This is a genomic window from Frankia sp. EI5c (genome assembly GCF_001636565.1).
Lineage (GTDB): Bacteria > Actinomycetota > Actinomycetes > Frankiales > Frankiaceae > Parafrankia.
Genome location: NZ_LRTK01000067.1, coordinates 32288 through 51449, shown reverse-complemented (window position 1 = coordinate 51449; position 19162 = coordinate 32288). Strand labels below are relative to the sequence as shown.

General features: G+C 72.5%; 13 protein-coding genes, 2 tRNA genes and 8 pseudogenes. 19 read left to right on the top strand and 4 right to left on the bottom strand.

The genetic code is table 11. From position 1 onward, the window contains the following. The 6 genes and pseudogenes from UG55_RS41120 to UG55_RS41100 all read left to right on the top strand — a co-directional run. Positions 1 to 114, top strand: a pseudogene (locus UG55_RS41120) (ACT domain-containing protein); the annotation flags it as partial. Position 115: 1 nt separating this feature from the next. Then, positions 116 to 232, top strand: a 117-nt coding sequence (locus UG55_RS41115) for a hypothetical protein (protein ID WP_242424904.1), incomplete at its 5' end; no start/stop codon positions are given. A 146-nt stretch (positions 233 to 378) separates the two neighbouring features. Beyond that, positions 379 to 1254, top strand: a complete 876-nt coding sequence (locus tag UG55_RS21500) for a septum formation family protein (protein ID WP_066072267.1) — start codon at positions 379 to 381, stop codon at positions 1252 to 1254. Between the two features lie 243 nt (positions 1255 to 1497). Continuing rightward, positions 1498 to 1735: pseudogene (locus UG55_RS41110) on the top strand (2-isopropylmalate synthase); the annotation flags it as partial. Position 1736: 1 nt separating this feature from the next. Further along, positions 1737 to 2117, top strand: a pseudogene (locus tag UG55_RS41105) (2-isopropylmalate synthase); the annotation flags it as partial. 1 nt (position 2118) lies between these two features. Further along, positions 2119 to 3198, top strand: a 1080-nt coding sequence (locus tag UG55_RS41100) for a 2-isopropylmalate synthase (RefSeq protein ID WP_242424901.1), incomplete at its 5' end; no start/stop codon positions are given. Positions 3199 to 3315: 117 nt separating this feature from the next. On the opposite strand, the gene UG55_RS21490 is transcribed toward UG55_RS41100, so the two are convergent. The 4 genes and pseudogenes from UG55_RS21490 to UG55_RS41085 form a co-directional block, all read right to left on the bottom strand. Continuing rightward, on the bottom strand, positions 3316 to 3615 hold the full coding sequence (locus UG55_RS21490) for a DUF1059 domain-containing protein (protein WP_083987064.1): 300 nt from the start codon (positions 3613 to 3615) through the stop codon (positions 3316 to 3318). Further along, positions 3612 to 4284: pseudogene (locus UG55_RS41095) on the bottom strand (EAL domain-containing protein); the annotation flags it as partial. The gene UG55_RS21490 and the pseudogene UG55_RS41095, both read right to left, overlap by 4 nt. A 1-nt stretch (position 4285) precedes the next feature. Then, positions 4286 to 4396 (bottom strand): annotated as a pseudogene (locus UG55_RS41090) (EAL domain-containing protein); the annotation flags it as partial. A gap of 1 nt (position 4397) precedes the next feature. After that, positions 4398 to 4946, bottom strand: a 549-nt coding sequence (locus UG55_RS41085; RefSeq protein WP_242424900.1) for an EAL domain-containing protein, incomplete at its 3' end; no start/stop codon positions are given. 454 nt (positions 4947 to 5400) lie between these two features. On the opposite strand from UG55_RS41085, the gene UG55_RS21480 reads away from it, so the two are divergent. The 13 genes and pseudogenes from UG55_RS21480 to UG55_RS21420 all read left to right on the top strand — a co-directional run bounded on the left by UG55_RS21480 (position 5401) and on the right by UG55_RS21420 (position 19153). Beyond that, positions 5401 to 6429, top strand: coding sequence for a 3-isopropylmalate dehydrogenase (locus tag UG55_RS21480; protein ID WP_066072258.1), 1029 nt, complete (start codon positions 5401 to 5403; stop codon positions 6427 to 6429). Positions 6430 to 6704: 275 nt separating this feature from the next. After that, complete coding sequence (gene ilvE, locus UG55_RS21475; RefSeq protein ID WP_066072255.1) at positions 6705 to 7628, top strand: branched-chain-amino-acid transaminase; 924 nt, start codon at positions 6705 to 6707, stop codon at positions 7626 to 7628. Between the two features lie 293 nt (positions 7629 to 7921). After that, positions 7922 to 8308, top strand: a complete 387-nt coding sequence (locus UG55_RS21470; RefSeq protein ID WP_066072252.1) for a cyclic nucleotide-binding/CBS domain-containing protein — start codon at positions 7922 to 7924, stop codon at positions 8306 to 8308. Between the two features lie 107 nt (positions 8309 to 8415). Continuing rightward, positions 8416 to 9093, top strand: a complete 678-nt coding sequence (locus UG55_RS21465) for a Crp/Fnr family transcriptional regulator (protein ID WP_066072279.1) — start codon at positions 8416 to 8418, stop codon at positions 9091 to 9093. Positions 9094 to 9444: 351 nt separating this feature from the next. Next, a pseudogene (locus UG55_RS41080) lies at positions 9445 to 9634 on the top strand (citramalate synthase); the annotation flags it as partial. A gap of 1 nt (position 9635) precedes the next feature. Beyond that, a pseudogene (locus tag UG55_RS21460) lies at positions 9636 to 10727 on the top strand (citramalate synthase); the annotation flags it as partial. A gap of 1 nt (position 10728) precedes the next feature. Continuing rightward, positions 10729 to 10776: pseudogene (locus tag UG55_RS41075) on the top strand (hypothetical protein); the annotation flags it as partial. A 1-nt stretch (position 10777) separates the two neighbouring features. Next, on the top strand, positions 10778 to 11073 hold a 296-nt coding region (locus tag UG55_RS41070; RefSeq protein ID WP_304440435.1), incomplete at its 5' end, for an alpha-isopropylmalate synthase regulatory domain-containing protein. Between the two features lie 2927 nt (positions 11074 to 14000). After that, positions 14001 to 14645 (top strand): hypothetical protein, encoded by a 645-nt coding sequence (locus UG55_RS21450; RefSeq protein ID WP_066072244.1) that lies wholly within the window; start codon positions 14001 to 14003, stop codon positions 14643 to 14645. A gap of 636 nt (positions 14646 to 15281) precedes the next feature. Then, on the top strand, positions 15282 to 16058 hold the full coding sequence (locus UG55_RS21440; RefSeq protein ID WP_066072241.1) for a fumarylacetoacetate hydrolase family protein: 777 nt from the start codon (positions 15282 to 15284) through the stop codon (positions 16056 to 16058). A 256-nt stretch (positions 16059 to 16314) separates the two neighbouring features. Beyond that, a tRNA-Gln gene (locus UG55_RS21435) sits at positions 16315 to 16386 on the top strand. Positions 16387 to 16431: 45 nt separating this feature from the next. Then, positions 16432 to 16504, top strand: a tRNA-Glu gene (locus UG55_RS21430). A 918-nt stretch (positions 16505 to 17422) separates the two neighbouring features. Next, entirely contained in the window at positions 17423 to 19153 is a 1731-nt protein-coding gene (locus UG55_RS21420; RefSeq protein ID WP_066072233.1) for a HAMP domain-containing sensor histidine kinase, read from the top strand. The last annotated feature ends 9 nt before the right edge of the window (positions 19154 to 19162 follow it).

Genomic DNA, 19162 nt, shown 5'->3' with positions numbered 1-19162 from the left:
CCTGGCGTTCTTCCGCTACGAGGACCGTCCGGGCATTGTCGGGGCGGTGGGCGCGCTCCTCGGCGAGGCCCACATCAACATCGCCAACGCCCAGGTCAGCCGGCTGAGCGCCGGNGGCGACGCGCTCATGTCGCTCTCCCTGGACGACGCGGTGGCCCCCGACATCCTGACCGAGATCGCGAAGATCATCGGCGCGTCGTACGCGCGGGCGGTGAGCATCTCCGTCGGCTGATCCGCCGGACCCGGGCGAGGCCGTCCGCCGCGCCGAACCACCCCTTCTGGGGCGGGTCGGCGCGGGCCGGCGCGAGTCGGTCTGATGCGGGTGATCCTTGGGCGTATGCGGCGCCCGGCACGTCTGCCGGAGTTACCGTGACAGACATGGCGCCACGGCACCCGGATCCGTTCGAGGACGTGCGGCTCGACGAGCGTTTCGTGAGGTCAGCGCGGTTTCTGGAGCCCTCGGCCCGGGAGCGCACCGGCCAGCTCCCGGCGGCCCGCGGCGTGCGCTGCACCGTGGTGCCCGCGCCACGCGGCCTGCACGGGCTGGTCTACCGGCTCTTCGTAGCCCCGCCGCGCCCGGCGCCCCGTGCCCGGCGGCTGACCCGGGTGGTCGCGGTGTTGACGCTCGGCATCGGAATGATCAGCCTGACGTTCGTCGCCCTGCGGCACACCGCGCGCGGTGTGCCGGTGGCCGCGCAGCCACTCCCCGCGTCCGCGGTCAGCGCGCCGGGCGGCCCGGCCGGTTCGGTTACCTCGGCGAGTGCGGCGGGTGCGGCGCAGTCCGGCGGCTTCGCCCAGGCCACGGCGGGGCAGGCGGCCGGGTCGCCGTCGCTGGCGGTCGACCCCGCCGCGCGGGCTCCGCAGGGCGTCGACCTGTCACCGGGGCTGTTCGACGCGCTGCGTCCGGGGGACTGCCTGGCCTGGCCCGCCCAGCCCCCGACCCGGCTGGCTCCGGAGCCGGTGAACTGCGCGGAACGCCACCTCGACGAGGTCACCCAGATCGTCGATCTGGCCGCCAGGTTCGGCCTGTGGCCGGGGGCGGAGGTGCTCAGCACGGTCGCGGCCGAGGCCTGCGCCGACTCCCCGTGGGCCTATGCCCGGGTCCTCGACGTGGCTGGGCACGGCGTCGCCTCCGTCCGGCCGGATCGGGCCAGCTGGGAACGGGGTGTGCACGGCGTCGCCTGCACGGTGCGACCGACCGACCTGGTCCCGCGCGCGGGGCGGTTCGTGGTCCCGCCGGCCGTCCGGAGCTGACCGCCGACCCCCGCCCGACCCCCGCCTGACCCCGCCGCCCGACCTCGGCGGCCGCCAGACCGGATCGGGTAGGCTGTTGCTGCGATGCGTGCGCTTCTCCTTCTTAGGTGCCGCGGCGGGGCCTGATCCGGACTCACTGAGATCCGGAATGTGGCTGGCTTCCCCGCCGCGGAGTTCTCGTGCGTCAGCACCGGTACCCGCCCTGTGCGGGAGCGGCACGCTTATCCGAGGAAGCAGGAGCAAGTGATCACACCGCAGCAACCGTCTGGCATGCCCATCGAGAAGTACCGCCCCTTTCCGGCGGTCGCGCTGCCGGACCGTACCTGGCCGAACGCCACGATCACCCAGGCCCCGCGCTGGTGCAGCGTGGACCTGCGGGACGGCAACCAGGCGCTGATCGACCCGATGACCCCGTCCCGCAAGCTGCAGCTGTTCGAGCTGTTGGTCGCCATGGGGTACAAGGAGATCGAGGTCGGCTTCCNCGCGGCCAGCCAGACGGACTTCGACTTCGTCCGCCAGCTGATCGAGGGCGACCGGATCCCCGACGACGTGACGATCCAGGTGCTGGTCCAGGCGCGTGAGGAACTGATCGAGCGCACCGCCGCGTCACTGGTCGGGTCCGACCGTGCCCTGATCCACCTGTACAACTCGACCTCCACGCTGCAGCGGCGGGTCGTGTTCGGGCTCGACCGGGCCGGGATCACCGACATCGCGGTGCAGGGTGCGCGCTGGTGTGCGCAGTACGCCGAGAAGCTGCTGGACGGCACCGATGTCCGCTGGCAGTACAGCCCCGAGTCGTTCACCGGTACCGAGCTCGACTACGCGGTGGAGATCTGCGAGGCGGTGATGGACGTCTGGGAGCCNACGCCGCAGAATCCGGTCGTTCTGAACCTGCCCGCCACCGTCGAGATGTCGACGCCGAACGTCTACGCCGACCAGATCGAGTGGGTGAGCCGGAACCTGACCCGGCGCGACGCCGTCGTGCTGTCGCTGCACCCGCACAACGACCGGGGCTGTGCGGTCGCCGCGGCCGAGCTGGGCGTCATGGCCGGCGCCGACCGGGTGGAGGGCTGCCTGTTCGGCAACGGCGAGCGCACCGGAAACGTCTGCCTGGTGACCCTGGGAATGAACCTGTTCTCCCAGGGCATCGACCCGCAGATCGACTTCTCCGACATCGACGGCGTCCGCCGCACGGTCGAGTACTGCAACCAGCTGCCGGTCCACCCGCGGCACCCCTATGGCGGTGACCTCGTCTACACGGCCTTCTCCGGCTCCCACCAGGACGCCATCAAGAAGGGCTTCGAGGCGATGGAGCGCACCGGCCAGACGCTGTGGGAGGTGCCCTACCTGCCGATCGACCCGAAGGACGTCGGCCGCAGCTACGAGGCCGTCATCAGGGTCAACAGCCAGTCGGGGAAGGGGGGCGTGGCCTACCTGATGAAGTCGGAGTACGCCCTGGACCTGCCGCGACGGCTGCAGATCGAGTTCTCCGGCGTGGTGCAGCGGCACACCGACGAATCCGGCGGCGAGGTGACCGCCGAGCAGCTCTGGGAGATCTTCACCCGCGAGTACCGGCCGGAGGGCGGGGACCCGGCCGCACCGCTGGAGCTGCTCGGCTCGCGGACGACGGCGGCGAGCGGGGAGCGGGACGAGGTGACGGTCTCGGTTCGGCTGCGCGGCGAGGAGACGGTCATCACGGGCAGCGGCAACGGCCCGATCGACGCCTTCGTGGCGGCGCTGTCCGCACGCGGGATCCCGGTACGCGTGCTGGACTACAACGAGCATGCGCTGGGCTCGGGGGCGGACGCGCGGGCCGCGGCCTACCTCGAGGTCGCCGTCGGTGACCTGGTGCTCTGGGGGGTCGGCATCGATCCGAACATCGTCACCGCGTCGATGCGCGCGGTGGTCAGCGCGGTCAACCGGGCGGCGCTCCGCACCGGCTGACCCGCCCGCGCGGGGCGGGGCCCGCGGATCACCGTCCGCGGGCCCGGCGCGATCGCTCGGCTCGGGCCGGGCGCGATCGCTCGGCTCGGGCCCGGCGTGGTCGGGTCGGCGCGCGGCTCAGGCCTGGCGCGCGGCGGGCGTCACGTCGCGGATCCCGCGCCGGACCTGCTCGACCAGCTCGGCGGGAACCTCGGTGATCCCGTGTTCGACCAGGGCGTGTCTGGCGGCGGCGGCGAGCATCTCCTCCTCGCTGACCGCGACCAGCCGGGTCTCGCAGTCGTGGATGATCGCCCCGCAGTAGAACTCCTTCATGACCGGGGGGCGGGCCACGGCTATCTCATGGACCCGCGCCGCGGCCGCACTGTCGGGCCGCTGCCCGATGAGGGCCTGCGCGGTCCAGTACCGGTTCCGTCTCATACCGCCGAGAGCTCCGCGAGTCGCAGCATCAGCCGCTCCATCCGTACCAGACCGAGGGGTCGCCCCATTTCGGTCACGATTATCACCGGGTCGAACCGGCTTCCCTTGGGGCGGGTCATGGCTCGCCGGGCCACCTCGGTGACGGGCTCGTCCGGCAGCGCGAACAGCGAGGTGGGGATCCGGCGGGCGGCCTGCCCACCGGCCCCGTCGGCGAGCCGCAGCGCGACCGGCCGGCACCGGTTGCTGACGATGATGGTCATCCCGCCACCGGCGTCGTGGTCAGCGGTGGGTTCCGCTCCGCCGAGCTGAGGGCTGTCGGGGTCCCCGCCGCTCCGCGGCGCGCCGGACAGCGATGGCCCGCAGGGCGGGCAGGCGAGGTCGTGGGCGCAGCTGCGGTAGTCGCTGGTGGCGATGCTGGCGGGTTCCATGAGGCTCACGATGTGCGCGGACCGGATGGCGCGCGCGGAGATTAGCCGGATGCGCCGGGCCACCGCCGGGTCCAGGGACTGCCAGCGTGCCGACGGGCGTCCGAGCAGGTAGCCCTGCCCCAGCGGAACACCCAGTGTGACGAGCATGGTGAGTTCCTCGACGCGCTCGACACCCTCGGCGATGACCCATCCGTTGAGGCGGCTCGCGAACCCGCCGACCAGCTCGGTGAGTGCGATCTTCNCCTGGTCGTCATCGATGTTGGCGACCAGGGACCGGTCCAGTTTCACGAAATCAGGCCGGATGTGGGTGAGCTGACGCAGTCCCGCATAGCCCGAACCGACATCGTCCATCGNGACGAACGCGCCCCTGTTCCGGAGCTCCTGCGACATCGCCGTCAGGGTGGGGGAGTAGTCGAACGCGACTGCCTCGTTGAGTTCGAGAACAAGCCGGGAAAGATCGGCCCCGCGCCAGACGGCCGCCACCTCGGGGCTGGAAAGGAGATGCGGGAAGACGTTGACGGCGAGAAAGCAGCGGTCCGGCAGGTGGTCCCGGGCGGCGATCGCCAGGCGAAGCACCCGCGCCTCGATCTCGGCCGCCCGCCCGCGCCGGTCGGCCTCGGCGAAGACGAGGTCGGGGGCATTGCGCGGATCATCACCGAAGCGGGCCAGGGCCTCGTAGCCGGCCGTGACGCCGCGCCGGAGGTCGACAATCGGCTGGAAGACAAGGCTTGGCAGGTCGGGGTCGGCGAGGATGCCGTCGATGTCCGGGCCGGTGGCCGGCTGTGGTCTCGGCGTGGGTGGGCCGGCCGTCGTGGCCGGATCGGTGTCCCCTCGGCCGGCGGACCCGCGGGCCCCGGACGGGTCGGTGCCCATGGGACCACTGATCAGGCGCTGAGCAACCATGCGCCGTGCACCCCCTCATATCACCGCACGCCGCCTCAGCGATGTTGTGTTTTTCTACCACTTTGACGGTGGGGTGGGCATGCCGTCGCCGCGGAGTTGTGGTGGTGTGCGAGGGCGTGGTCCGAGCTTTGTCCACGGCGAATTTTCCGCGGCCGACGTGATTGTGTTCCGGTTGATGTCCTGTCGCTTTATGCGGTTCTTCTGGCCGGCCGCGGCGCCGAGCGCCGTGGATACCGGGCACTCATTTAAACGAAACGCACGCTTCGCGGCCGCTGCCACGCCAGTGGTCCGTGCGGTGGTCCGCGCCGGTGATCCGGGTATGTGACCCGGTGGCCCGCGGCCTGGGTCGACGGACGGACGCACCCGAAGACGTGTCCACTCGTGTCTTACAGAGGGTGACCATCGGGTCGGTCGCGCCGGGGCGGCGCACGGACGCCGGCTAAAGTCGGGCCTCATGAGGCTTGCGGTCATAGGTGGGGACGGGATCGGTCCGGAAGTGGTGGCCGAGGGGCTGCGCGTGCTGCGCGCGGTGTACCCCAAGGTCGAGACGACCGAGTACCAGCTGGGCGCCCGGCTCTGGCACTCCACCGGGGAGACGCTGCCGGACAGCGTCCTGGCGGAGCTGCGTGGCCAGGACGCCATCCTGCTCGGGGCGGTCGGGGATCCCGGGGTGCCCAGCGGCGTCCTCGAGCGCGGGTTGCTGCTGCGCCTGCGGTTCGAGCTCGACCACCACGTGAACCTGCGGCCGGTGCGGCTCTACCCGGGCGTGACCACACCGCTCGCCGGTACCCCCGACATCGACATGGTGGTGGTCCGGGAGGGGACGGAGGGGCCGTACGCGGGCGCCGGCGGCACGCTCCGCCGTGGCACGCCGCACGAGGTGGCGACCGAGGAGAGCCTGAACACGCGTTTCGGGGTCGAGCGGGTCGTCCGGGACGCCTTCGCTCGGGCCAGCCGTCGCCCCCGGGCGCATCTGACTCTGGTGCACAAGACCAACGTCCTCACCAAGGCCGGCGACCTCTGGGCCCGCACGGTGGCCGAGGTCGGCGCCGAGTTCCCCGGGATCACGGTCGACTACCAGCACGTCGACGCGGCGTCGATGTTCTTCGTGACCGATCCGGGGCGGTTCGACGTGGTGGTCACCGACAACATGTTCGGTGACATCCTGACCGACATCGGGGCGGCCATCACCGGCGGCATCGGGCTGGCCGCGAGCGGGAACCTCGACCCGTCGGGCGCGAACCCGAGCATGTTCGAGCCGGTGCACGGCAGCGCTCCGGACATCGCGGGCAAGGGGCTCGCGGACCCGACCGCGACGGTGGCCTCGGTCGCGATGCTGCTTGAGCACCTGGGGCACACCGCGGAGGCGGCCCGGGTGGAGGCGGCGGTCGCCGCGTCGCTGGCGGCGCGGGCCGCGGCCGGCGGTGAGCGGCGTTCCACCCGTGAGATCGGCGACGACCTGGCGGCGCGGGCCGCCGGCTGAGGGCGGGCGGCCGCCGGCCGGGCGAGGGCGGCGGTCGGCTCGGCGCCGGTCGCCGGTCCGCCCGGCGAGGTCACGGGCCGACCGCGGCCGTCCGATGGTCGTTTTCCGTTCGGTCGTCCGGGGGCTATTCTCGGATGCAGCCGTAGATCCGGTACGACGGCAGCCGACAGGGCCCGACCACGGCGACGATCGGCAGTTTCGTCATCTCTGACTGTTCGTCACAGTGTTCGTCCGCGCCCGTGTGCGCCCCGGCGTAAACCCGTACTGGAGTTGTCATGCCCATCACGCCCACCTCGAAGATCTGGATGAGCGGCGAGTTCGTCGACTGGGACGACGCCCGCATCCACGTGCTCAACCCGACGCTCCACTACGGCTGGGGTGTGTTCGAGGGAATCCGCGCCTACGCCACCTCGTCCGGCAGCGCGGTGTTCCGGCTCACCGATCACATCGCGCGTCTTTACCGGAGCGCGAAGATCTACCTGATGGAGCCGACCTTCTCGCAGGAAGAGATCATCCAGGCGACGAAGGACACCATCATCGCCAACGGTGTCGAGTCCTGCTACATCCGTCCGCTGGTGTACCTGGGCTACGGAGAGATGGGCCTGAACCCGCTGCCGTCGTCGGTCGAGGTGATGATCGCGGTCTGGCCCTGGGGTTCCTACCTGGGCGAGGACGCCGAGCGCAACGGTGCCCGCGCGACCATCTCGACCTGGCGCCGCAACGACGCGAACATCATTCCGCCGGCGGCGAAGGCGTCCGGGCAGTACCTCAACTCGTCACTGGCCAAGGTGGCCGCCATCAAGGCGGGCTACGACGAGGCGATCATGACCAGCCCGAACGGCCACATCGCGGACGGTTCGGGGGAGAACGTCTTCATCGTCTCCGGGCGGCGGGTCATCACTCCGCCGCTGAGTGACGGTCCGCTGGGCGGCATCACCCGGGCGTCGGTGATGCAGATCGCGGCTGATCAGGGGTACGAGGTGCTGGAGCAGCACATCGTGCGGACCGACCTCTACCTCGCGGACGAAGCGTTCTTCACCGGCACCGCGGCCGAGATCGTCCCGATCGCCGAGGTGGACGACCGCCGGGTGGGCGCCGGGCGCCCCGGCCCGGTGACCAAGGAGATCCTCGAGATCTTCCACCAGGCGACCCGCGGTGAGCTCGACCGTTACAAGGACTGGAACGAGTTCGTCGGCTGAGTGCCGCCCGAAAGGTCGGTGCACGGCCGGTGCCCATGGCGCCTGCCCGGGTGGGTCGTACCCGGGCAGGCGCCATGCGGCGTTCCAGGGGGCGTCCGCCATGGGGTTCGGCTGCGCCGCGTGGGCGTTATCCGCCGTTTCTGACGGGTCTGCTCTCTCCGGGGCCGCTGCCGGCGGGCGTCGTTCGTAGCTCAGGTGGCGTGTGCTCTGGCCAATTCGACCTTGGCCGCCTACCGTCTCCTGTAGTCGATTCACGATTGCACAAGCGTCAGGAGCCGGTTCAGGAGGACGTCATGCGGGTTTCGGACGGAATGAGCGCTCTGGTCCTCGTGATCGGGCCGAACCACACGCTGCGCCAGGCGGCCACGCTGATGGCGGCCCGCCATGTCGGCGCCGCGGTCGTGCTCGACAGCGAGGCCCAGGGCTTCGGAATCCTGACCGAGCGGGACGTCCTGCGCTCGGTCGCCGCCGGTCAGAACCCGGAGACCGAGCTCGTCGGGGATCACCTCACCCGGGACGTCGTGGTGGCCGGCCCCGACTGGTCGTTGGACGAGGCCGCCGCGACCATGCTGCGCGGCGGGTTCCGGCATCTGGTGGTGACCACGGGCACCGAGGTCGAGGGGGTGCTCTCGATGCGCGATGTGGTCCGCTGCTGGAGCACCCAGCGGGTCGCGGTCTGACGGGTGCATGTCACCGCAAGTGGTCGCCCTGTAACGGTGCGGCCATGATGATGCCGACTCGGGGATCTGTGACGCATCACCCGGCCCAGCAACGCTACGTTCACGGCATGCACGACACTGAGGCGGTCTCCCTGCTGCGGGCGACCACGCTGCTGAAGGAACTCGACGAGGAGGACCTGCTCCGGCTGGCCAGCCGGTCCGTGACCAGGCGGTTCCGCCGTGGTCAGGTGGTCTTCACCGAAGGCGAGCCCGCCGACACACTGCTGGTGGTCGCCTCCGGTCGGCTGAAGGTCCTCACCAAGGCGGACGACGGGCGTGACCACGTCCTGAACATCGCCGGCCCGAAGGAGACCCTGGGCGAGCTCAACATCGTCGAGGCCGGGACGAGGTCGGCGAGCGTCGAGGCCCTGGAGCCGAGCACGGCGCTGGTGCTGGAACGCAACGCCGTGTGGGAACTGGTGCGGGAGCGCCCGGCTGTCGCCGAGCAGCTCATCCGCGCGCTGGTCGCACATGTTCGCCGGCTCACCGGGGCGAACGCCGACCTGGTGTTCCTCGATCTGCCGCGCCGGGTCGCCAAACTGCTGCTGATGCGGATGCGCGAGGCCGGGCGGCCCGTCATCGAGCTGGGGCTGACCCAGACCGAGATCGCGTCCCTGCTGGGCGGGTCGCGCCAGTCCGTCAACCAGGCCCTGCGCGAGTTCGAGCGGCGGGCGTGGATCCTGTCCGAGGGGCAGACGATCACGATCCTGCAGGTCGACCGGCTGCGGCGTTTCGCCGGGGACTGAGCCCGGGCCGCGGACGCGCGGCTGCTGACCGCCGCTGGCTGCTGGCCGCCGGCAGCCTCCGTCGCGGGGGTGCGTAGCGTGGGTGGTGGGTACGGGTCGCGCCGGTGCGGCCGGGGCCGCGGGTCGGTCCTGGCCGGCCCGGGGGTCACCGAGTCGATGTGATCATGGTCGGGGCGTGCGGGAGCCCAGGTCAGCGAACTAATGGCGCTCGCCACACTTGCTATGTGTCCGGCATGTTGCGGCATAGGGTGGGTGGCTGGCGGCGAACCCGTCCCCGTCGCGCGTTCCGGTCACTGACCAGGGAGACCGGGCGCGTGGCGGCCAGACACGGTTCCAGCGAGAGGTCCAGCTGTGCCCCACGACACCCCCACCACGACGCCTCCGTTCGACCGCGAGTCGCTGCACATCTACGACACGACCCTGCGGGACGGCACCCAGCAGGAGGGGCTGTCGCTGTCGGTGGCCGACAAGCTGGTGGTCGCTCGGCACCTCGACGAGCTGGGCGTCGGCTTCATCGAGGGCGGCTGGCCCGGTTCGAACCNCAAGGACGCCGAGTTCTTCCACCGCGCGCGGACCGAGCTGGACCTGCGCGGCGCGATTCTCACCGCCTTCGGCTCCACCCGGCGGGCCAGCAAGGCCGTCGCCGACGATCCCCAGGTGGCCGCGCTGCGCGACGCGGGCACGGCGGTCGTCTGCCTGGTGGCGAAGTCGGACCGCAGGCATGTCGAGCGCGCCCTGCGGACGACGCCCGCGGAGAACCTGGCGATGATCCGCGACACCGTGCGGCACCTGACCGCCGAGGGCAAGCGGGTGTTCGTCGACGCCGAGCACTTCTTCGACGGCCATCGGGCCGACGCCGCCTACGCCCTGGAGATGGTGCGCACCGCGGCCGAGGCCGGGGCCGAGGTGGTCGTGCTCTGTGACACCAACGGGGGGATGCTCCCGACCAGGATCGGCGCGGTCGTCGCCGAGACCCTCGAGCGCACCGGCGCCCGGCTGGGGATCCACTGCCACGACGACGCCGCCTGTGCGGTCGCGAACAGCCTGGTGGCGATCGAGGCCGGCGCGACGCACGTCCAGGGCACCGCCAACGGTTACGGCGAACGCTGCGGCAACGCGAACCTGTTCAGCGTGATCGCCGGCCTGGAGACGAAGCTGGGCCGCCAGGTGCTGCCCAGCGGGCGGCTGCGCGAGCTGGTCCGGGTCTCGCACGCCATCGACGAGGTCACCAACTCGGCGCCGAACAGCAGCCGGCCCTACGTCGGTGCGAGCGCGTTCGCGCACAAGGCGGGTCTGCACGCCAGCGCGGTCAAGGTCGACCCGGACATGTACCAGCACATCGACCCGGCCGCCGTCGGCAACGACATGCGGATGCTGGTCTCCGAGCTCGCCGGGCGGGCGACCCTGGAGCTCAAGGGCCGGGAGATGGGCCTGGACCTCTCCGGGGAGCGGGAGGCGCTCGGCCGGGTGCTGGAGATGGTCAAGGACCGGGAGGCCGCCGGCTACTCCTACGAGGCCGCCGAGGCGTCCTTCGAACTTCTGCTGATCGACGAGGTGTCGGGCCGGGAGCGTTACTTCACCCTGGAGTCCTGGCGCGTCATCGTGGAGCAGCGTGCCGGCGGCGAGGTGGTCAGNGAGGCCACGGTGAAGCTCACCTCCCACGGTGAGCGGCACGTCTCGACCNCCGAGGGCAACGGCCCGGTGAACGCGCTGGACACCGCCCTGCGCCAGGCGCTGGAGAAGGCGTACCCGGGCCTGGCGGATCTCGACCTGGTCGACTACAAGGTCCGGATCCTCGACGGCCGGCAGGGCACCGGCGCGGTCACCCGGGTCCTGGTCGAGACCAGCGACGGCCGCGGTCGGTGGGACACCATCGGGGTGGACGAGAACATCATCGCGGCCTCCTGGGTGGCGTTGCAGGACGCGGTCACCTACGGCCTGCGCCGGCAGGGCGAGCGCCCCGACCCGGACGCCGTCTAGACCCGGGCGCCGTCTGGACCCGGGCGCCGTCTGGACTCGGGCGCCGTCTGGACCCGGGCCCGAACCGCGGGCATGCCCGAACAGGTGTGGTCCATCATCGGATGATCTACACCGTCAACGCCGCATATGCGGCTTCCGCCCGTCATGCCAAAGATTTCTCCGTTCGTGCCAACGCGACCCGGTCATCCTTCGGTGCCCGTTACGCTGACCGCGACGCCTGCCGGCCGCTCGCCGAATCCGTCCCCGGTCAGGGGTTCCGGAGGTCCGGGCCGGCGGCGAGGCGCGAGCTCGGTCCCGCGGACCGAGGAGAGGGGACGGCCGTGTCGCGGTGTCCGGCGATCGAACGCCAGACCAGGAGCGGCCGCCTGCCTGGGGGGCGGCGATGAGCCGCGTCTGCGCGCGTGGTCCCGGCGGGCACCGGGCCGGGTCGCACCGGTCGTCGCGGGCGGCGCGGGGTGGCCCCTGGGTCGACCGCCCGACCCGGCGCCGCCGGTCGGCGCCGGTGCGCCGGCGGCGGCGTGCCGCGGGCGGCGGTGCGGGGCGGAGCCCTTGGTCGGCAGCCAGGTTCGTGCTGGCGGTAGCCGTGTTGGCGCTCGGGGTGACGGCGGTGGCGGCTCCCGCTCCCGCCGCGGTGTCCTGGCAGCTCACCGGCCCGGTCAACGGCCGGATCGACCAGACGGAAGTGCTGCCCGACGGCGGCACGGTGTTCGGCGGCGCCACCGTGGAGGACCTGGCCGGTGTGGTCGGGGCCTCCGGCCAGGTGGGGCTGCCGGTCCGGCACGGGCTGGTGGTCGCCGCGGCCGCGGGATCCCAGCCGGGCGCGAAGCCGTCCACGGCCGCTGACCCGCCCGGAACGGGCGGCGGCGATCCGGCGAACGACGTCACGGTCCGCAACGAGCCGTTGGCCACACCGCCCGGGTCCAGCATCGAGGCGTCGACGATCCCCTCCCGCGCGCTGGCGGCGTACACCGACGCGGCTGACCGGGTGAACGCCGAGCACGCCGGATGCTTCCTGCACTGGTCGCTGCTCGCGGGCATCGGCGCGATCGAGTCGGGGCACNGGAAGGGCGCGGTGATCGGGGCCGNCGGCCGGGTGGCGCCCACCGTCGTCGGCCCGCGGCTGGACGGTTCGGCGGGCATGTTCCGCATCCGCGACACCGACGACGGCTGGCTCGACTCGGACCACGAACTGGACCGCGCGGTCGGCCCGCTGCAGTTCACCCCGGCGATGTGGCGGTGGGCCGGCCGGGACGCCGACGGCGACGGACGGGCCGACCCGAACGACTTCGACGATGCGGCGCTCGCCGCGGCCGACCTGCTGTGTGCCAGCGGCGACCTGCGGATCCCGAGCAATGTGCTCGCCGCCGTGCGCGCGTACAACCCGTCGGACGCCTACCTGCGCTCCGTCCTCGGCTGGGCGGTCTGGTACTCGGTGGGGCCGACGGTCGCCAGCGGACTGGGCCACGACCAGGCCCCCGATCAGCAGGACACGGACGCCGACGCGGTCGACCCGGCTTCCGAGGACCTGTCGACCGACCAGCCCTTCCAGGTCACGGCCCTGACGCCGCAGACCGGCGCGGCGGACAGCGGTTGCGTCACGCCGGTGGTCGACGAGACGTCCATCACCGCCACCGGGGTGGGCGGCGACGCGCTCACCGAGTCGGGCCACGAGTCGCTGGAGGTGCGCGGCCGGGTCAGCGGCGCCGCGGGCCGGACGGTGACCGTCGAACTCACCCTGCTCGACGCCGCGGGCCTGACGGTCGCGACGGGGACGAGCGCGCGGACCGTGTCCGAGGACGGCACCGGCTCGCTCGGGCGGGTCGACGGACTGGCGATCGGCCGGGCCGCGGGCCGTGGCCCCTTCGACGTGGTCGTGCGCGTGCTGCCCGGCGGCCAGGACTGCGCGGCGGCCGAGGGCCGGGCGCGGGCCGACGACGTCGATCCGGCCGGCTTCGCCGGCGCTCCGCCCACGCTCGCCAGCCTCCGGCGGCATCTGGAGATCTACCGGGACACCGGGCGGGTCACCAGGACGGCCGCGACGGACCTGTTGGCGAGCCTGCCGGCCGGCGATGGCGGCCTGCAGGCGCAGGTAGAACTCGTCCGTTTCCTCGACCGGCTCGCCGTCGCGATCCGGCTCGGCGAGATCGCCGCCGACGCGCGGACCGGGCTCGGCGAGGTTGCCAGGGCGCTGGGTACGCAGGCGGCCTCGGGTCCGACGGCCTCGTGGGGCTCCAGCACCGGGGCCTCCAGCGCCGGGGCCGGCGGCCCGGGGACCGAGGGCGGGGACGACCGGCTGCCGTTCGAGGTCGTTCCGCTGGCCTAGGCGGTGGCCAGCCCGGGGCCGCGGTGACAGACCTGTCTGATCGGACGGGGCACCCCGGGTGGCGACCCGGGTCGCGGGGCCCGACGAGCGACCGCCCGGGTACGGTGCCGGGGCACCACTGCCCCACCCCCTCCGACATCCACCGCCTCGCCGGCGGGCACCTCGGCCCGCGGCGACCCGGTGGAGGCGCGGCTGCCGGGCCGCTGCACCCGGCGGAACCCGCCGCAACGCCGTCACCAGGGCCTTCAGCGCGTCTACCGGCCCCGGAACACCCCTCACCCACCCCTGCCCCCGCCCGTCCGCGAGTGTTCGCCGACGGCGCATGGGGGGCTCGTTGTATCTCCGCTGTCAGCGGGGCTGCGCCCCTCCACCGCCGGGGTCGTCAACAGCCNTCCCGAGGAGACACGCAGAGGTCTTCAGTCGCCGCGTCGCCACTCCCGCGCCGGCACCCGAAACGCTGACCGTCACTGTCAGATCGCCGAAAGCGCCCGCCCGTGTTTGCCGCGGCCCCTCGGCTAGTTGAGCCCCGCGGCTGGTTGGCGTGTTCTCGAAGTAGCTCGCCGTTGTCGCGCGTCGTAGTCTCGCGGCTACGGGGGGAGGCGCGATGGTACTGCGGGCGATCCGGGGCCGGGTGCGAGATGAGTGCGCGCTACGCCGTGAGCTGGAGCGATGGGCGAGCGGCGGCGCGGACGGGCCTGGTCGGCTCGGCCTGCTCGCGGGAACGTCGCAGGACGGTGTGTTCGTCGGCCTGTTCGACCTGGGAGGCGACCTCGCTGGCGACGACGACCCGGCCGCCGCCAGTGGCGCGCGGGGGCGCCAGACCCGCTGGGACCGGGTGGTGGGCCTGCTGCACGGCCCCGCCGTCATCGATCATCCCCATGTGCAGATAGTCGGGGAGACCATCGCCGGGGAGGGCGGAGGGACGGGCCGGGCCGAGGCGCTCGCGCTGGGCCGGGCGCGCTTCGCGCGCATCACCTGGGGGCGTACCGCGGACCGGGACGCGCTGTGGGCGCTGCGCCGTCGCCTTGCGCGTTGGCTGCCCGAGGGCCGCCCGGACCTGCTGGGCCTGTTGTCGGCCGCCACGGCGAGCGGCTGGCTGGTCGAGGCGGCCTACCACGAGTCCGAGGAGCTGACGCTGGCGGCCGACCGCGGCGAGCAGGAACCGGAGGTGGCCGAGATCCTCCACGAGGCCAGCGGCCTGGTCACCGTCGCCGCGGCGGACGTCCTGCGCGACCTGTGGCTCGCCTGACGACAACTGGCCAAGCCTGGGCCGAAGCCCGAAGCCCGAAGCCCGAAGCCCGAAGCCGCCGGGGGCCGGGTGACGGGGGCGGCGGGTCGGCCCCCCGCCCCCGCCCCCGGCCACGCCGACCGCGTGATCAGTCCTCTTCCGGGATCTCCTCCCACCACTGGCACCACCAGTCGCCGCCGACGAGGATCCGCAGCTTCGGGTGCCAGCAGTAGGTGATGTCCTTGTCGGTGTCGAGGTAGTACAGACAGTTGTCGCAGCGCTCGTCGCCGTTGGGCTTGCCGCGCAGGATCGCGTCCTCCGCNAGGTGCCCGAGCTGAACGCTGAGCTCCTCGTCGATGGGCTTGGGCTCGGGTGCGCCGACGTCGTAGACGGGCGTCGTGTCGGTCTCGGTCATCGTGCTCCTTCCAGGTCGAGGCCGGGTAGCGGTGGGTCACGCCTGTCTCGACCGGGGCGCGAACCCGTACCGGGCAATCCTGCCTGATTCTCGGTGCCCCTTCGCGGTCCACGCGAACCGGATCAGCCACCGGTGAACGGCCGCGGGCTGCCCGGGGCGGGTCCCGCGGTGACTGCGCCGCGTCGGCACCCGGTGCCCCTCCCCGCCTGACCGACGCGCCGCGGGATCGGTACGGTCGGCCAGTGCGCATCGCGAGGTTCACTGATGGGTCGGAGCCGGCATTCGGGGTGGTGGAGGGATCTCCGGAGGAGGGGACCGCGGTTGTAGCGGGGATCACGCCGCATCCGTTCGCCCCGTTCACGTTCAACGGGGTGCGGCGGCCGCTGGCGGACGTCCGGCTGCTCGCACCGGTCCTGCCCAGCAAGATTCTGTGTATCGGGAAGAACTACGCGGACCACGCGCGGGAGATGGGCGGTGAGCCGCCGGCTGGTCCGGTGCTGTTCCTCAAGCCGTCGACGAGCGTGGCCGGCCCCGGCGACCCCGTCGTCCTGCCGGCTGACAGCCAGCGGGTGGACTACGAGGGCGAGCTCGCCGTCGTGATCGGGCGGCTGTGCCGGGACGTCCCGGTGGAGCGGGCGCTGTCGGTCGTGCTCGGCTTCACCTGTGCCAACGACGTGACCGCTCGGGACGAGCAGGCGGCCGACGGCCAGTGGACCAGGGCCAAGGGGCATGACACGTTCTGCCCACTCGGGCCCTGGATCGAGACCGATCTCGACCCGTCCGACCTGGCCCTGCGGACCACCCTGGACGGGGAGGTCCGGCAGGACTCCCGGACCAGGCTGCTGTTGCACGACGTGCCGGCCCTGGTCGCCTTCATGTCGCGGGCGATGACGCTGCTGCCGGGGGACGTGCTGCTGACCGGCACGCCGGCCGGCGTGGGGCCGATGCGGGCAGGGCAGACGGTCGCCGTCACGGTGGACGGGATCGGCACGCTGACGAACCCGGTGACCGGCAGATAGCCCGCCTGGGCGTGGGGTTGATGGATACGGCCCGGTACGGCCGTCATCCGGGGGGCCGTATCTGTCCGGCCGGTTACCCGCGCCCGCTTCCCTCTGTTCCCGTCCGGGTGGGCCGGGGCCGGTTCGGCCCGCCCCGGTCCGCCCGGCCTGCCCGCACCTTGAAGTGGCCCGGTGACCCCGCGGCGCAGCGCGGGTACCCCGCTCGCGGCACCGGGCCGAGGATGGGGTACAGTAGGCAACGCCCGCGAGGGCCCCTTGGGGTATGGGGTAATTGGCAGCCCAACGGATTCTGGCTCCGTTAGTCTAGGTTCGAGTCCTGGTACCCCAGCTGCACCAAATGCAAGAACATGCTGTATATTGCAGGAACGGTTCTGGCCCCGTCGTCTAGCGGCCCAGGACGCCGCCCTCTCAAGGCGGTAGCGCCGGTTCGAATCCGGTCGGGGCTACATCTGAATTATGGTTGTGATAGTAACGCCAGCCTTTCGGGGCTGGCGTTTTCTGTTTGTGCGGGGCGGGCCGTGCTCGGGTCGTATCCGCGGCCGGGCTCGGCGACTGGCCGGTTCGCCGGCCGGCGAACCGTGATGTGTGTCTCGGACCCGGACGCGTCGAGGGCCCCGAGCGACTGCTCGGGGCCCTCGACGCTCGCCCGACGGACGGCTGGCGTCCGATGAGCGCGATGTGTCGTCCGGGGCCGGCCTCGGCGTGGCCCGGGCGTGGCGTTGCTCTTGCGCGGCGTTGCTCTTGCGCGGATCGGTCTTGCGTGGCATCGGCGTGGCTCGCGCGGGCCTGGCGGTCGTCGGCGTCCACCGCCGCGGCCCTCCGAGGATCTCCGCGACGGGATGGCGGGCGACCTGCCGGATGGTGGGGGTGGCAGGACTAGTCCCGGCCCGGTTCTCAGTCGACGACGCGCAGCCGGGGCATCGACGCNGGGTGACGGGCCATGGCGCAGGGGCGGCAGCTGCACGTGCTCGGACCACCCCAGCCGTGGACGATCTCCTCAGGACCGACGGGCCGCTCGACCGCCTCCGAACCGACGAGGCGGAGAGCGGGCCGGGCCGCCAACGCGCCCGGCGCCCCGGGGTCCGCGTGGATTTCCGCAGGTTGGGGCGCTGTCTGAGCAATGAGGGCGGGTGCGGTCGCGGCTCTCAGGGCAACTGGGGGCACGTGTCCTCCTCCACAGGTGACCGTTCCGGGGCCACCTTGCGGACCACAGCCTCCCGGGAATGTCGGTATCCGCGCCATGCTCCTTTGAGCCCGTTACGAAGTGGTACGGATGGCCTAGTCAAAGCTGGGCATAGTCGTCATACGACACCACCCTTGACAGCCATGGCGCTCAGGGGCCGGAACGGTGGAAACTTGCTCGGATGTCCTCCGCCGGTCCCTCCATGCCCGCACGGGCGCGCCGCCGTCACGGCAGCGCCCATGTCGGGCGTGCCGCCCGGCGGCTTGAGAAGGCCCGGTCGTCGCGGAGCCACCCGGTCGAGTCCGGGCCGGCGGTCCCGGCTGCCGAAGCGCCGACCGGGGGGCCCGTCGCCTGGTTCCCGCGGGGCCGTGGGCTGCCGACGGAGGACTGGGCGGCCCGGCACGCCCTGATGTGCTGGGTGCTGGCCCTGCACCTACCGGTGATCGTCCTCTACGGCGTGCTGCGCGACCACGGCCTGCCGCACGGCCTGCTGGCCGCCAGCCCGCCGGCACTGCTGTTCGGCGCGGCGCTGGCGCCCGGCATCCGCCGGGTGCGGGCGCTGGCGGCGAGTCTGGGCCTGCTGTGCTGCTCGGTGGTCTTCGTGCACCTCTCCGACGGCCTGACCCCGACGTACTTCCACTTCTTCGTCGTGGTGGCCCTCATCGCGCTCTACGAGGACTGGACCGTCTACCTGCTGGCCATCGCGTTCGTGTTCCTCGCCAGCCTCGCGATGGGTGACATCGTCACCACCGAGGCGGCGGTGCTGACCGAGGACAGCCCACTGGTGCTGGCGGGCCTGCACGCGGGCTTCATCTGCGCCCTGGCGGGCGCCCAGATGGTCTTCTGGCACTACAGCGAGCAGTCCCGCCGCCGGGCGGAGGACTACCGCCAGCAGCTCTACGAGGGCCAGCAGAGCCTCATGGCGAGGCTGGAGGAGACCGACCGCATCCGCAGCGACCTGGTCGCGACGGTCTCGCACGAGTTCCGCACCCCACTGACGGGAATCCGCGGCACCCTCCTCACGATCAGGCGCCGCCGGGACCGGCTCTCCGACGCCCAGCTCGACGGCATGCTCGACTCGGCCGTCACCTACTCCGACCGGCTGTCCAGGCTGCTGGAGAACATGCTCACGGCGGCGACCGCCACCGGAACCGACGACAACACCGTCGCGGACCTTCCGGAGGTCGTCCGCGACGTCATCGGCGCGCTCACCTACGCCGGCAACAGCGTCACCGTGGACCTGCCGCAGCAGCTCCCGGTCCGGATGGCGCGCCAGGCTCTGCACCAGGTCGTCGCGAACCTGGTGGACAACGCCCTGGTGCACTCCTGGCCCGGCGCCCCGGTTCGGCTCATCGCCGGCCGGGTCGGCGACGAGGTGGTGCTGCGGGTGCGCAACCCCGGCCCCGACCTCGACCCGGCGACCATCCGGCAGCTGTTCGAGCCGTTCACCCAGCGGGACGGTACGGCCACCCGGCAGACCGACGGTGCCGGCATGGGGCTCTACGTGGTGCGCCGTCTGGTCGAGGTGCACGGCGGCCGGCTGCGGATGTCGTCCGAGAACGGCGAGATCATCGTCGAGGTGGACATGTGGGCTGCCTCGCAGGCCGCGGCCACGACCGCGGGTACGACCGAACCGGCGCCCATGCCGGTTCCCATGCCGCTGCCGCGCAGCCTGCGGGGCCGCGCGGAGTCCCTTGACCCACCGGCCCTGCCGGCCGGCTCCGGCGCGTTGCTGCGGCCGCGGGGCGGGCCCTCCGGGAACGGGGAGGGCTCGCGGGTGCCGACCCCGGCGCCGGCGAACTTCCCCAAACCGTCCGCGCTGCGCCTGCCGCCCATGCCGTCCGTCCCGGAGGCGACCGCGGAATGGGGCGCGACCTCCCCGTCATCCCTGCCGGCGGACTGGCTGCCCTGACCGGCCCCG